This is a genomic window from Cupriavidus sp. 05T313 (assembly GCF_056396665.1).
Window position 1 is genome coordinate 1 of record NZ_JBFTLX010000182.1, and the last position, 14,432, is coordinate 14,432.

At 65.6% G+C, this 14,432-nt stretch carries 12 protein-coding genes; 4 read left to right on the plus strand and 8 right to left on the minus strand.

Annotated features, from left to right (window positions below):
• Window positions 1-150: 150 nt before the first annotated feature.
• The 4 genes from AC1DKD_RS29705 to AC1DKD_RS29720 all read right to left on the minus strand — a co-directional run bounded on the left by AC1DKD_RS29705 (window position 151) and on the right by AC1DKD_RS29720 (window position 4,447).
• On the minus strand, window positions 151-567 hold the full coding sequence (locus tag AC1DKD_RS29705) for a DUF779 domain-containing protein (RefSeq protein ID WP_441634957.1): 417 nt from the start codon (window positions 565-567) through the stop codon (window positions 151-153).
• Between the two features lie 40 nt (window positions 568-607).
• Window positions 608-1,636 carry an alcohol dehydrogenase AdhP gene (gene adhP, locus AC1DKD_RS29710; RefSeq protein WP_477103680.1) on the minus strand — a complete coding sequence of 343 codons (1,029 nt, stop codon included), beginning with the start codon at window positions 1,634-1,636 and terminating at the stop codon, window positions 608-610.
• Between the two features lie 111 nt (window positions 1,637-1,747).
• The gene (gene adh / locus AC1DKD_RS29715) at window positions 1,748-3,268 is read right to left on the minus strand and encodes an aldehyde dehydrogenase (RefSeq protein WP_477144045.1); all 1,521 of its coding nucleotides are present in this window, start codon (window positions 3,266-3,268) and stop codon (window positions 1,748-1,750) included.
• A gap of 231 nt (window positions 3,269-3,499) precedes the next feature.
• Window positions 3,500-4,447 (minus strand): LysR family transcriptional regulator, encoded by a 948-nt coding sequence (locus AC1DKD_RS29720; RefSeq protein WP_441634963.1) that lies wholly within the window; start codon window positions 4,445-4,447, stop codon window positions 3,500-3,502.
• 117 nt (window positions 4,448-4,564) lie between these two features.
• Here AC1DKD_RS29720 and AC1DKD_RS29725 point away from each other — a divergent pair, with 117 nt between their 5' ends.
• Window positions 4,565-8,125 (plus strand): indolepyruvate ferredoxin oxidoreductase family protein, encoded by a 3,561-nt coding sequence (locus AC1DKD_RS29725; RefSeq protein ID WP_441634965.1) that lies wholly within the window; start codon window positions 4,565-4,567, stop codon window positions 8,123-8,125.
• A 24-nt stretch (window positions 8,126-8,149) separates the two neighbouring features.
• Here the strand turns inward: AC1DKD_RS29725 and AC1DKD_RS29730 are convergent, their stop codons facing one another.
• From AC1DKD_RS29730 to AC1DKD_RS29740, 3 genes are all read right to left on the minus strand, one after another.
• Complete coding sequence (locus AC1DKD_RS29730; RefSeq protein ID WP_441634967.1) at window positions 8,150-8,470, minus strand: hypothetical protein; 321 nt, start codon at window positions 8,468-8,470, stop codon at window positions 8,150-8,152.
• A gap of 115 nt (window positions 8,471-8,585) precedes the next feature.
• On the minus strand, window positions 8,586-8,903 hold the full coding sequence (locus AC1DKD_RS29735) for a YnfA family protein (protein WP_441634969.1): 318 nt from the start codon (window positions 8,901-8,903) through the stop codon (window positions 8,586-8,588).
• Window positions 8,900-9,904 carry a 5'-nucleotidase gene (locus AC1DKD_RS29740; RefSeq protein WP_441634971.1) on the minus strand — a complete coding sequence of 335 codons (1,005 nt, stop codon included), beginning with the start codon at window positions 9,902-9,904 and terminating at the stop codon, window positions 8,900-8,902. The genes AC1DKD_RS29735 and AC1DKD_RS29740 overlap by 4 nt, the downstream gene beginning before the upstream one ends.
• A gap of 288 nt (window positions 9,905-10,192) precedes the next feature.
• Between AC1DKD_RS29740 and AC1DKD_RS29745 the strand changes: the two genes are divergently transcribed.
• From AC1DKD_RS29745 to mdeB, 3 genes are all read left to right on the plus strand, one after another.
• A complete protein-coding gene (locus tag AC1DKD_RS29745; protein WP_441634973.1) occupies window positions 10,193-10,477 on the plus strand; it encodes a type II toxin-antitoxin system HigB family toxin in 285 nt (94 codons plus the stop codon).
• On the plus strand, window positions 10,462-10,899 hold the full coding sequence (locus AC1DKD_RS29750) for a helix-turn-helix domain-containing protein (RefSeq protein WP_441634975.1): 438 nt from the start codon (window positions 10,462-10,464) through the stop codon (window positions 10,897-10,899). The genes AC1DKD_RS29745 and AC1DKD_RS29750 overlap by 16 nt, the downstream gene beginning before the upstream one ends.
• 230 nt (window positions 10,900-11,129) lie before the next feature.
• Window positions 11,130-13,805: an alpha-ketoglutarate dehydrogenase gene (mdeB, locus tag AC1DKD_RS29755; RefSeq protein ID WP_441634977.1), complete on the plus strand. Its 2,676-nt coding sequence runs from the start codon at window positions 11,130-11,132 to the stop codon at window positions 13,803-13,805.
• On the opposite strand, the gene AC1DKD_RS29760 is transcribed toward mdeB, so the two are convergent.
• A partial coding sequence (locus AC1DKD_RS29760; RefSeq protein WP_477144046.1) for a trans-sulfuration enzyme family protein occupies window positions 13,802-14,432 on the minus strand: 631 nt, incomplete at its 5' end. The two genes, mdeB and AC1DKD_RS29760, sit on opposite strands and share 4 nt — an antisense overlap.

Genomic DNA, 14,432 nt, shown 5'->3' on the forward strand with positions numbered 1-14,432 from the left:
CCTTAAGGCGATGCGAGTTTGGCCCCCGGCCGCTCTTTTTGCCTGACGACGAGGGGAAGTCGCCCCATCCGGCGCGCCTTCTTTGCCTACTTTCTTGGCAAGACAAGAAAGTAGGTCGCCCCCCGCAGGGGGGTGAAACCGCCTTTGACTTTAGGCTTTTGAAGTTGAAATTGAAGTTGAAGTTGAGTCCAATCTCCCAGCCTCCTCATCGCTAAACAACTCCGACCGCGTCAAAAACCGCATCCCCGTCGGCCCCTCCAGCGAAAACATCCCCCCCGACCCCGCCACCACATCAATCACCAGCCGCGTATGCTGCCAGTACTCGAACTGCGCCCGCGTCATATAAAACCGCGCGCCGCCAATCTCGCCGAGGCAAACGTCGGCATCGCCGATAATCAGCTCGCCATCCGGATAGCACATCGGCGCGCTCCCATCGCAGCACCCCCCTGACTGGTGGAACATCAACGCGCCATGCTGAGCGCGCAAGCGCTCGATCAGCGCAAGCGCGGCAGGGGTGGCAACGACGCGTTGCACCGCGTCGGGTGAAGTGGCATCAGCGTTGGACATCGGGTGGCTCCTTGCCTACAGACCGTTCAGGCCACAAACCTCAGGCAGCAAAGTCCATCACCACCCGGCCTTCGATATCGCCGGCGCGCATGCGCGTGAAGATCTCGTTGATCTTCTCCAGCGGCGCGGTGGACACGGTAGCCTTGACCGCCCCATGAGCGGCGAAGTCGAGTGATTCCTGCAGGTCGCTGCGGGTGCCGACGATGGAGCCGCGGATGGTAATGCCCTTGAGCACCACATCGAAAATCGGCGTGGGGAAGTCTCCCGGCGGCAAGCCGTTCAGCGCAACCGTGCCGCCGCGCCGCACCATGCCGATGGCCTGGCCGAACGCCTTGGGCGAAACCGCCGTCACCAGCGCGCCGTGCGCGCCGCCGATTTCCTTTTGCAGGAACGCCACGGGATCGGTCGTACGCGCATTGACCGTGACCTCGGCCCCCAGCTTGCGGGCGAGATCGAGTTTCTTGTCGTCGATATCCACCGCCGCCACGCGCAGGCCCATGGCGCGCGCATATTGCACCGCCACATGGCCAAGCCCGCCGATGCCGGAGATCACCACCCATTGCCCGGGGCGAGTATCGGTAACTTTCAAGCCCTTGTAGACTGTGACGCCCGCGCACAGGATGGGCGCGATCTCGACAAAGCCCACGCTGTCAGGCAGCAGCCCTACGTAGTTGGGATCGGCAACCACGTATTCGCCATAGCCGCCGTTGACCGAATAACCGGTATTCTCCTGCTTTTCGCACAGGGTTTCCCAGCCCTGCAGGCAGTGCTCGCAATAGCCGCAGGCGCTGTAGAGCCAGGGCACGCCGACACGGTCGCCTTCCTTCACGCGGGTCACGCCGGCGCCTACCGCCGATACATAGCCCACGCCTTCGTGGCCGGGGATAAAGGGCAGGGTGGGCTTGACCGGCCAGTCGCCTTCGGCGGCGTGCAGGTCGGTGTGGCATACGCCCGAGGCTTCAATCTTGACCTGGATCTGGCCGCGTCCAGGTTGCGGCACCGGTACTTCATCGATCGTGAGCGGGGCGCCGAACTCGCGCACCACGGCGGCTTTCATCATCGCTGTCATCTCGACTCCTGATGCTGTTGGCAAGGACGCCCGCGCTGCGCGGCAGGAGGCCGGCAGCCCGGGCACCATGCCGATCATGGCATGGGCGGATACGCCCATTCTTGCGCTATATCAAAAGAAGCCGAGCGCGTTCGGGCTGTAGCTCACCAGCAGGTTCTTGGTCTGCTGGTAGTGATCCAGCATCATGCGATGGTTCTCGCGCCCGATGCCGGAYTKCTTGTAGCCRCCGAAYGCCGCATGGGCMGGATAGRSGTGATAGCAGTTGGTCCACACGCGGCCAGCCTGGATGCCGCGGCCCATGCGGAAGGCGCGCGCGCCATCGCGTGTCCATACACCGGCGCCCAGGCCGTAGAGCGTATCGTTGGCGATTTCCAGCGCTTCCTCCTCATCCTTGAAGGTGGTGACAGAAACCACCGGGCCAAAGATCTCTTCCTGGAAGATGCGCATCTTGTTATGGCCGGCGAATACCGTGGGCTTGACGTAGTAGCCGCTGGACAGGTCGCCGCCCAGCGCGTTGCGCTCGCCGCCGATCAGGCACTGCGCGCCTTCCTGCTTGCCCAGGTCGATGTAGGAGAGGATCTTTTCCAGTTGTTCCTGCGAGGCCTGCGCGCCGATCATGGTGGCCTTGTCGAGCGGGTGGCCCTGCTTGATCGCCGCCACGCGCTTGAGCGCGCGTTCCATGAAGCGCTCGTAGATCGATTCCTGGATCAGCGCGCGCGACGGGCAGGTGCAGACTTCGCCCTGGTTCAGCGCGAACATGGCGAAGCCTTCCAGCGCCTTGTCGAAGTAGGCATCGTCGGCGGACAGCACATCCTCGAAGAAGATGTTCGGCGACTTGCCCCCCAGTTCCAGCGTGACCGGGATCAGGTTCTGCGAGGCGTACTGCATGATCAGCCGGCCGGTGGTGGTCTCGCCGGTAAAGGCAATCTTGCTGATGCGAGAGCTGGATGCCAGCGGCTTGCCGGCTTCCAGGCCGAAGCCGTTGATCACATTGAGCACGCCCGGCGGCAGCAGGTCGCCGATGATTTCCATCAGCACCAGGATCGAGGCCGGGGTTTGTTCCGCGGGCTTGAGCACCACGCAGTTGCCGGCGGCCAGCGCGGGCGCCAGCTTCCACGTGGCCATCAGGAGCGGGAAATTCCACGGGATGATCTGGCCGACCACGCCGAGGGGCTCATGGAAGTGATAGGCCACGGTGTCGTGGTCGATCTCGGAGATGCCGCCTTCCTGCGCCCGGATACAGCCGGCGAAATAGCGGAAGTGGTCTACCGCCAGCGGCAGGTCGGCCGCCGTGGTTTCGCGGATGGGCTTGCCGTTGTCGATGGTCTCGGCCACCGCCAGCGTGACCAGGTTGGCCTCGATGCGGTCAGCGATGCGGTTGAGGATGTTGGCGCGCTCGGTGGTGGAGGTACGGCCCCAGGTGCCCTTGGCGCGGTGCGCTGCGTCCAGCGCGGCTTCCACGTCCTTCTGGTTGGAGCGCGGCACGCGCGTGAAGGTCTTGCCGGTGACCGGCGAGATGGCTTCGAAGTACTGGCCATCGGCCGGGGCCACCCAGGCGCCGCCGATATAGTTCTCGTACTGTTCCTTGTAGGGATACGCAACGCCCAGCTGGGCGATTTCCGCCATGTTCATGTCTCGCTCCGATTTGTGATTTCGCTCTGTACTGCGTGTCGTGCCGCTTTGTTTGCGCACGGATACCCTTCCGCAAGAGCTGTGCCCGGCGGACATTACGGAGCGAGAACGCCAGAAACCGGGCAAAGACGGCGCTTGGCCGGGCTATGCCGGCTGTAGCCGATGTGTCACGGCGCGAGGCAGTGTTCCGATCTGGAACACCAGGTGTGGCGATGCGGCGCAGCGGCGCAGTCAGCTGCCGCTGGTGTGGATCAGGAACTCGCGCAGGGCGTCCGCCGCCTTCTCCAGCTTGCGCCCGGGCTGCCACAGCAGCCCGACTTCCATGTCCGGCACGCCGTCGGCAATCGGCCTTGCCTCGATCTGCCTGCCCTCCAGCGACCACGGGCGGTACACCATGTCGGACAACACGGTCACGCCGAAGCCGTGCGCCACCAGGCCGCGCAGCGCTTCCATCGAACTGGTGCGAAACGCGATCGACGGCGCCAGCCGCTTGCTGCGCCAGTAGCGCAGCGTGGAGCGCTCGCCTTCGTCCACCGTGAGCAGGATGTAGGGGTGCGCCGCGATGTCCTTCAGCGTCAGGCGGGGCAGAGCCAGCAAAGGGTGCGACGGCGACGCCCAGAGCTGCCGCCGCGAGCGGATTACCGTGTGGTGGGCAAACCGCGGCAGCTTCTCGATATTGGACAGCAGGCCGATGCCTAGCTCGATCTCCCCGGACAGCACGGCCTGCTCGATGCCCGGGCGGTCCATGTCGTGCAGGTCGAAATCCACATCCGGATAGTTGGTGCGAAAGCGCGCCAGCAGTCCCGGCAGCAGGTAGCCCAGCACGGTATAGGACGCCGCCAGCCGGACTTTGCCCTGCAGGTTGTGCGCCTGGAAGCGCGGCTCGCGCAGGGTGTCCTGCACGGCGTCCAGGATCTGGCGGGCGCGCTGGTGTAGCCGGTGGCCCTCCGCCGTCAGTGCCACGCCGTGTGGCAAGCGATCGAAGAGACGCACGCCGAGCTGCTGCTCGAGCATCAGCACGGCATTGGTAATGGCCGATTGCGACACATGCTCGGCCGTGGCAGCCATCGAGAACTGCCCGGTTTCCGCCGCCGCCGAGAAGTAGCGGAACTGCCGCAAGGTGATTTCCTTGGCAATGCGCTGCCCGCCTTCTTCCTTGCCGTGCCGTTCTTTCGCCATGTGCGCTCCAGCTATGTGTTTTTCAGATACCAGCTCTCTGAATTCGTGATTTTACGATATCGGCGCGCCTTCCTACACTCAGCTCCAGCCCCATAAGAGCGTACGGAGACAGCATCGATGAATGCCCCCCTATCCCAAGCCCAGCAAGATGCCCTGGCGTCGGTTACCCTCGACGACAAATACACCCTGGAAAAAGGCCGCGTCTATCTCAGCGGCACCCAGGCGCTGGTGCGCCTGCCCATGCTGCAAAAGGCGCGCGACCGCGCTGCCGGGCTGAATACCGCCGGCTTTATCTCGGGCTATCGCGGCTCGCCGCTGGGCGGGGTGGACCAGGCGCTGTGGAAGGCCAAGAAGCACCTGGCCGCCAGCGACGTGGTGTTCCAGCCCGGCGTGAACGAGGACCTGGCGGCCACCGCCGTGTGGGGCACCCAGCAGGTCAATCTGTTCCCGCACGGCACCCGCGACGGCGTGTTCTCGATGTGGTACGGCAAGGGCCCGGGCGTGGACCGTTCCATCGACGTGCTCAAGCACGCCAATTCCGCCGGCTCGGCGAAGCATGGCGGCGTGCTGGTGCTGGCGGGCGACGACCACGCCGCCAAGTCGTCCTCGGTGGCGCACCAGTCCGAACACGTGCTGCTGGCTTCCGGCATCCCGGTGCTGTATCCGTCCAATGTGCAGGAATACCTCGACTATGGCCTGCATGGCTGGGCCATGAGCCGCTACTCCGGCCTGTGGGTGTCGATGAAATGCGTGACCGATGTGGTGGAATCCACGGCCTCGGTCGAAGTCGATCCCGATCGCGTGAAGATCGTGCTGCCGGAGGACTTCGCCATGCCGGAAGGCGGCCTCAATATCCGCTGGCCCGACCCGCCGCTGGCGCAGGAAGCCCGCCTGCTCGACCACAAATGGTATGCGGCACTGGCCTACATCCGCGCCAACAAGCTCAACCGCGTGGTGCTGGATTCGCCCAACGCGCGCTTCGGCATCATGACCGCCGGCAAGGCCTACCTCGACGTGCGCCAGGCGCTGTCGGACCTCGGCCTGGACGACGACACCTGCCGCCGCATCGGCATCCGCGTGTTCAAGGTGGGCTGCGTGTGGCCGCTGGACGCGCACGACGCGCGCGACTTCGCCACCGGCCTGGAAGAGATCCTGGTGGTGGAAGAAAAGCGCCAGATCCTCGAATACGCGCTCAAGGAAGAGCTCTACAACTGGCGCGACGACGTGCGCCCCAAGGTCTACGGCAAGTTCGACGAGCGCGGCAACCACGGCGGCGAATGGTCGCTACCGCGCGGCAACTGGCTGCTGCCGGCGCACTATGAGCTATCGCCGGCGCTGATCGCCAAGGCCATCGCCACCCGGCTGGAGAAGAGCGACCTGCCGTCTGACGTGCGCGAACGCATCGCCGCGCGCGTGGCGCTGATCGAGGCCAAGGAGCGCGAAGCCGCGCGCCCGCGTATCTCGGTGGAGCGCAAGCCCTGGTTCTGCTCGGGCTGCCCGCACAACACGTCCACCCGCGTGCCCGAAGGCTCGCGCGCGCTCGCCGGCATCGGCTGCCACTATATGGCGATGTGGATGGACCGCAATACCGACACCTTCAGCCAGATGGGCGGCGAAGGCGTGGCGTGGACCGGCCAGATGCATTTCACCGGCGAGAAGCATGTGTTCGTCAACCTTGGCGACGGCACTTACTTCCACTCGGGCCTGCTGGCGATCCGCGCGGCCATCGCGTCCAAGGCCTGCATCACCTACAAGATCCTCTTCAACGATGCCGTGGCGATGACCGGCGGCCAGCCCGTGGACGGCGTGCTGACCGTGCCGCAGATTGCGCACCAGGTGCTGGCCGAAGGCGCCAGCAAGATCGTGGTGGTGACCGACGAGCCGGAGAAATACGGCGACGGCAGCATGTTGCCCGGCGGCGTCACGGTGCATCACCGCGACCAGCTCGACGACATCCAGGTCCAGCTGCGCGACACCGCCGGCGTCACCATCCTGATCTACGACCAGACCTGCGCCACCGAGAAGCGCCGCCGCCGCAAGCGCGGCACCATGGCCGATCCCGCCAAACGCGCCTTCATCAACGACGCGGTCTGCGAAGGCTGCGGCGATTGCTCGGTCAAGTCCAACTGCCTGTCGGTGGAGCCGCTGGAAACGCCGCTGGGCACCAAGCGCAAGATCAACCAGTCCTCCTGCAACAAGGACTTCTCCTGCGTCAACGGCTTCTGCCCGAGTTTTGTCACGGCTGAAGGCGCTCAGGTGCGCAAGCCGGCCGCGGCGGGCGGCAAGGGCGCGGGCGCCGATTTCAGCGCGCTGCCGCAGCCGGCGCTGCCCATGCTCGAGCGGCCCTACGGCGTGCTGGTAACGGGTGTCGGCGGCACTGGCGTGGTCACCATCGGCGGCCTGCTCGGCATGGCTGCCCACCTGGAGCAAAAGGGCGTGACCGTGCTCGACATGGCCGGCCTGGCGCAGAAGGGGGGCGCGGTGATCAGCCATGTGCAGATTGCGCCGACTCCCGCCGCGCTGCATGCTACCCGTATCGCCACTGGCGAGGCGCGGCTGGTGATCGGCTGCGACGCCATCGTCTCGGCCTCGCCCGAAGTCCTGTCCAAGACCCGGGTCGACGTGACGGCGGCCGCCATCAATAGCGCCAACACGCCGACCGCCGACTTCATCAAAAACCCGAACTGGAAGTTCCCGGGCGCCTCGGCCGAGCAAGACCTGCGCGCCAGCGTCGGCGAAGCCTGCGCCTTTATCGATGCCAATGCCTGGGCCGTGAAGCTCCTGGCCGATTCGATCTACTCCAACCCGCTGCTGCTCGGCTTTGCCTGGCAGAAAGGCTGGGTGCCGCTGCAGCGTGACAGCCTGGTGCGGGCCATCGAGCTGAACGGCGTGTCGGTCGAGAAGAACCTGCTGGCCTTCGACTGGGGGCGCTATCTGGCGCACCATGGCGAAGCGGCGCTGAGCGCGCAATTGCAAATGGCGCCGCGCGCGCAGGTGGTGGCCATGCCGGAAACGCTCGATAGCGTCATCCGCCAGCGCGAAGCGCTGCTCACGGCCTACCAGAACCCGGCATACGCCGCCCGGTACCGTGCCGTGGTCGACGGCGTGCGCGCCGCCGAGACGCGCGTGGGTGCCAATGCCCGCCTGCCGCTCAGCGAAGCCGTGGCGCACAACCTGGCCAAGCTGATGGCCTACAAGGATGAGTACGAGGTCGCCCGCCTGTACGCCGACCCCGCCTTCCTGGACAAACTGCGCGCGCAGTTCGAAGGCGAACCTGGCCGTGACTACCAGCTCAGCTTCCACCTGGCCCCCCCGCTGCTGGCCAAGCAGGACTCGCATGGCCACCTGGTCAAGCGCCGCTTCGGCCCGGCCATGCTGACCGCATTCCGTTTGCTGGCACGCGCCAAGGGCTTGCGCGGCACCGCCTTCGACGTGTTCGGCAAGACCGCCGAGCGGCGCGCGGAGCGCAAACTGATCGAGGATTACATCGCCATGGTGGAAGAGTTTGGCGCAACGTTGAGTGCCGATCGCCTGGACACGGCGGTGGCGCTGGCCAGCCTGCCCGACGACATCCGTGGCTTCGGGCATGTCAAGGAAGCCAATATGGAAAAAGTGGCGGCACGCCGGGCGGAGCTGCTGGCCCGGTATCGGGGCGAGGCGGTGCGCGTGGCGGCCTGAGCGGCCCCGGATGCACCGTGCCGGTCAGCGAGTGCGGCGGCGCGCCCGCTCCTGATCGGCAATCGCAAGCGCATCTGCAATGGCGTCCAGGGAGTCGACGCCCATCGCCACCACGAGATCGACGGCATCGCCTTTTCTGAAGATGATGACCCTGAGATTGCCGTTGCCAGCGCGGAACTCGTCGACGGCTTGAATGACGCTCGGGTCAAGGTCTTTCACCAGGTCCGCGCTCTCAATGCTCCCGGAGGACCAGTACGTGCGTTTCTCGTCAGGGCGGCCAACAATAAGGCGTTCTCTGGCAGGCAGACGTTCGACAAGACCGAACGCTTCAATCAGGGTCATCATATGAGTCAGGCAACGGCGGGCCGCCAAAGAAAAAAGTGCCGTCCGCGGGGGGGCGCGGCGTTCATTATAGCGAGGCCGTGCCTGCAGCCTCGTACCTATCCATGCCCGCTTTATCTCACCGTGGCTGGAACACGATAATCGCCATGCCCGCAATTGCCACCGCCACCCCGGCCAGATCCCAGTGGCTGGGCCGCACCCCATCCACCAGCCATAACCACGCGATAGCGACCGCGATGTAAATCCCGCCATAAGCCGCATAGACCCGCCCGGACGCGTCCGGGTGCAACGACAGCAGCCAGGCAAACAACACCAGCGCCAGGGCGCCGGGGATCAGGATCCAGGCGCTGGCGCCCTGGCGCAACCACAGGTAAGGCAGATAGCAGCCGAGGATTTCCGCGCAGGCAGTGACGAGGTAAAGGGCGAACGTTTTCATTCAACGGAAGAGGCAGCGGACTCAGACGTGTCTACAGGGGGCGCATCGGCCCGCGGGTTCGTCACGCGCTTGCGCGCAGCCGTACGCCGCTTGCCGCCGCCCAGTTCGCCGCCCTTATAAGGTACCCGCCCCGACGGCACCACCGCCGAAGCCAGTTCCACATGTCCCTCCTGGTCATCGAAGAACATATGCGCGCCGAAGGCCTGCAGGACCTGGTCCTTGGGCAGCCCGCCCAGGAAGAACGCCTCGTCGATGCTGACGTTCCACGCCCGCAAGGTATGCACCACCCGCGTGTGCGCCGGGCTGTTGCGCGCAGTCACGATGGCGATGCGCACCGGGCACTGTCCCGGCTCGAAATGCGACTGGATCTCCGCCAGCCGGAGCAGCAGCTTGGCGAACGGCCCTTCGGCCATGGCCTTGTGGCGGTGTTTCTGCTCATGCCGGGTAAAGGCCTCCAGCCCTTTCTGCTTGAAAATCTGCTCGGACTCGGGCGAGAACAGCACGGCGTCGCCGTCGAAGGCGATGCGGATCTGGCCGGCGGGGGCGTGATAGTCGGCGGGCGCGGCGTAAAGCTGGGCCGCGGCCACGCCACCGTCGATGGCGGCCTGTACGTCGGAGGCTTCGCGCGAGAGGAACAGGTCTACCTTGAAGGCTTGCAGGTATCGAGAGATCGGCTCGCCGCCGGTGAAGGCCGCGCGGGTGATGTCCAGCCGATGCGTCTCGATGGCGTTGAACGCGCGCAGCCCGGTGTCGGGCGAATTGCGTGAGATCACCACCACCTCGACCAGCCTGCGGTCCGGGATCAGGTGATTGAGTTCGAGCAGCGCCTGCACCAGCGGGAAGGCCGTGCCCGGCAGCAGGGGCTCGTCCTCATGCTGGCGCTGGTAGGCGGAGTAGGAAGCCACGCCTTCGGATTGATAGATACCGTTCTCGTGCTCGAGGTCGAATAGCGCTCGGGACGAGATGCCGATGACGAGTTTGTCGGTGAGATCGTAGGCCATGCCGCAGTATAAAGGCAGACGATTCGACGCTATGGCGCCAACATCGACATTGAGGATGGCGTGGGCGTGATCAGGGCCAAGTCTGCGCTGCGGTGGCTCAGGCGCGGGCAAGCGTCTGAGAATGCCTATCGAGCATGAGTGGTGCTTGATACATGCCGATGGCACGGTCCAGGATGACTCGGCCGACCTGGTGGTGGCGTTCAGCCACAGCCGTCCTGCTGGCTAAGGCTAGCCGGCGGTAATACTGGCCCTTGCGCGGGTAATCTCAATTTGAGATACACTGCCGTCATGCGCGTGATCTCTAACAAAACCCTGGTGGATTTCGCGGCCCGATATCCGGATGCCAAAGTACCCTTACAGGCTTGGCGCAAACTGGTCGAGGCCACCAGCTTCGGCAGCTATGCCCACTTGAAGGCAACCTTTGATGCTACCGATCGTGTGGGAAATTTCTACGTCTTCGACTTTGGTGGCAACAAATACCATCTCATCACCGCGATTCACTTCGACCGCCAGATGCTCTACGTGCGCGAAGTCCTGACTCACAAGGAGTACGACAAATGGAAGCCCTCTTGAACGTGGCTGCACTGACCGCTCACTTCCGCGCTTTGTCCGAAGTCGTACCCCTGCACCCCATCCGGACTGAACGTGATTATCACGAGGCCGTCAACGTCATGAACGCACTGCTCGATGCGGGCGCGGCAGACGAATCGCATCCTCTGGCGGATCTGGTCGCGACGCTCGGTGAGTTGATTGCAGACTACGACCAGGCACACTACGCATTTCCTGCCGTAAGCGGCGTGGATGCCTTGCGATTTCTGATGGAGCAGCACCACCTTACGCAGGCACAAGTCCCCGAAATCGGTAGCCAGGGCGTGGTTTCGGAAATCCTGAAAGGGCGCCGCGAACTCAACGTGCGCCAGATTCGGGCCCTCGCTGCCCGTTTTGGCGTCGCTGCATCCGTCTTCCTCCCGGCCGATGCACCTGTCGTAGCCTGAGGCCGCGATACGCCAAGCCCATCCGCCGCCACTTGCAGCCAGCGCGCCTGTCCCCGCAGCACGTTGCGCTRCCAGCGGCCCAGCCGCAGCACGCTACGCTGCCAGTGGCCGGTGTCGCTTGCCAATTCGGCAGCTTCTGCCGCGGCCTCCTCCCTACAATGAATTCCTCGATTCGCGGCATCCTTGACGCTGTCGCCGGATACAGAAGAACGAAGCCCACGGAGACCGCAATGAGTGCCCTGCAAAAGCCCGCCGCCATCGAGATTGCCTCAGGCCAAAGCCACGACCCCGACCACGAAGAGACCCGCGAATGGCTCGACGCCCTGGCCGGCGTCTTCCGCGCCAGCGGTGCCCCGCGCGCGCGCTTCCTGCTGGAACGCCTTGCCGAGCATGCGAGCCATCTCGGCCTGGGGCCAAGGGCGAATCCGTACTCGGCCTACCAGAACACGATTGGCGTGGGCGAACAGCAACGCTATCCCGGCGACCTGGCGCTCGAGCAAAAACTGACGTCGATCATCCGCTGGAATGCGCTGGCCATGGTGGTCCGCGCCAACAAGGCCTATGGGGAGCTTGGCGGCCACCTGGCCAGCTATGCTTCCGCCGCCGAGATCTTCGAGGTGGGCTTCAATCACTTCTTCCGCGCGGACGAGGGCGAGCGCAAGGGCGACCTGGTCTACTTCCAGCCGCATTCCGCGCCGGGTGTCTATGCGCGCGCCTTCCTCGAAGGACGGCTGTCCGAAGCCCAGCTCGCCAGCTACCGGCAGGAAACAGGCGGCGGTGGRCTCTCCTCCTATCCGCACCCCTGGCTGATGCCGGATTTCTGGCAGTTCCCGACCGGCTCGATGGGCATTGGCCCGATCAGCGCCATCTACCAGGCGCGCTTCCTGCGCTACCTCGGCCATCGCGGCATTGCCGACACCGCGGCGCGCCGCGTCTGGGGCGTGTTCGGCGACGGCGAAATGGATGAGCCGGAATCGCTCGCCGCGCTCTCGCTCGCCGCGCGCGAGAAGCTGGACAACCTGACCTTCGTGATCAACTGCAACCTGCAGCGCCTGGATGGCCCGGTGCGCGGCAACGGGCAGGTGATCAATGAGCTGGAAGCGCTGTTCAGCGGCGCCGGCTGGAACGTGGTCAAGGTGGTCTGGGGTTCCGAGTGGGATGCCCTGTTCGCCCGGGATACCAGCCACGCGCTGCTGCGGCGCTTCGCCGCGATGGTGGATGGCGAATACCAGAACCTTGGCGCCAAGGATGGCGATTACAACCTCGCGCACTTCTTCAACCGCGACCCCGAACTGAAAGCGCTGGCCGCCAGCATGAGCAGCGCGGATATCGATGCGCTGCGCCGGGGCGGGCACGATTTCCGCAAGCTGTATGCCGCATTCCGCGCCGCGCAGGAACACAAGGACCGGCCGACGGTGATCCTCGCCAAGACCAAGAAGGGCTACGGCATGGGCGAGGCGGGCGAATCCCGCATGACGGCGCACCAGCAGAAGAAGCTGGACATCGACGCGCTGCTGGCCTTCCGCGACCGCTTTGCGCTGCCGCTGGACGACGATGCCGTGGCGGCGCTGCGTTTCTGCAAGCCGGCCGAGGACAGTCCCGAGATGGCCTACCTCCGCGCGCGCCGCCAGGCGCTGGGCGGTTACCTGCCGGCGCGTGCGCGAACCGCGCCCGCGCTGCGCATGCCGGAACTGATGCAGTACGGCCGCTTCGCCATGGAGCCGGACGACCGCGCGGTCTCCACCACCACCGGCGTGGTCCGGCTGTTCACCAACCTGATCAAGGACAAGACCGTCGGCCCGCGGGTGGTGCCTATCGTGGCGGACGAGGCGCGCACCTTTGGCATGGCCAACCTGTTCCGGCAGATCGGCATCTACTCGCCCATGGGCCAGCTCTACGAGCCGGAGGATGCCGGTTCGATGCTGTACTACAAGGAAAGCCAGCAAGGGCAGTTGCTGGAAGAGGGCATTACCGAAGCCGGGGCGCTGGCCTCGTGGACGGCCGCGGCCACGTCATACAGCGTGAGCGGCGTGGCCATGCTGCCGTTCTACATCTATTACTCGATGTTTGGCTTCCAGCGCGTCGGCGACCTGATCTGGGCGGCGGCGGACCAGCGCGCGCGGGGCTTCCTGATCGGCGCCACGGCCGGGCGTACCACCCTTGCCGGCGAAGGCCTGCAGCACCAGGACGGCACCAGCCAGCTGATTGCGGCCACGGTGCCGAACTGCCGCGCCTACGATCCGGCCTTCGCCAGCGAGGCTGCGGTCATCATCCATCACGGCGCGCGCAGCATGCTGGAAGAACAGCGCGACGAGTTCTACTACCTGACCGTCAACAACGAGAACTACGTGCAGGCGCCGTTACGCGAGGACGCGCATGACGACGTGATCAAGGGCATGTACCTTTACGGCACGCGCGGACCCGAAGGCGCCGCCACCAGCGTGAGGCTGCTCGGCTCGGGCGCCATCCTGCGCGAAGTCATCGCCGCCGCGGACCTGCTGGCGAGCGACTGGGATATCAAGTCAGAGATCTGGAGCGTGACCAGCTTCTCCGAACTGGCCAGGGACGCCCGCGAATGCGAGCGCGCCAGCCTGTTCGCCAGCGGTGGCGAAACGGAAAGCCATTTGCAGCGCTGCCTGCCGGGCGCAACCCCGGTCATTGCCGCGACCGATTACGTGCGGGCCTATGCGCAGCTTATCGCGTCATACCTGCCCGCGCCGTTCACCGCCCTGGGCACGGATGGCTTCGGGCGCAGCGATACGCGCGCGGCGCTGCGGCGCTTCTTCGAGATCGACCGGTACCACGTGGCAATTGCCGCGCTGCGCGCGATCTCGCCGGAGCTGCACGCGCGGGGGCTGGAGCACTATGGCGTGCGCATGGAGTCCGATGGGCCCTGGGTGCGTTAAGCAAGCGCCTGCGCAATATCCGCCAGCAGGTCCGGTGCATCCTCGATGCCGGCACTGAGGCGGACCAGCCCGTCCGTGACGCCGTTCTGCAAGCGTATATCCTCCGCGACAGCGCTATGCGTGGTGGAGGCGGGATGGCAGGCGAGCGAGTCGGCATCGCCCACGGAGACCGCCTGCGTGACCAGTGTCAGCCGGTCCAGGAATCGCCGTGCCGCTGCCCGGCCGCCACGCAGTTCCAGCGACAGGATGCCGCCGAACAGCCGCATCTGGCCACGCGCGATCTCGTGGCCGGGGTGAGAGGGCAGGCCCGGATAGTAGACGCGCTCGACCGCGGCATGGCCATGCAGCATCTGTGCGATCTGCTGTGCGTTGTCGCAGGCTGCCTCGATCCGCAGCGGCAGCGTCTTCAGCCCCCGGATGAGCATGGCGGCCTCATGCGGGCTCAGGCAACCGCCCAGGTCTTTCATGCCGGTCGGGCGGATGCGCTGGATCAGCTCGCCGCGGGCGACAGCGACGCCGCCCGTGGCATCGCCGTGGCCGCCGATGTACTTGGTGGCCGAATGCACGGCTACGTCGATGCCGAGCGCCAGCGGCCGGGTCAGGCAAGGCGTGGCGAAGGTGTTGTCG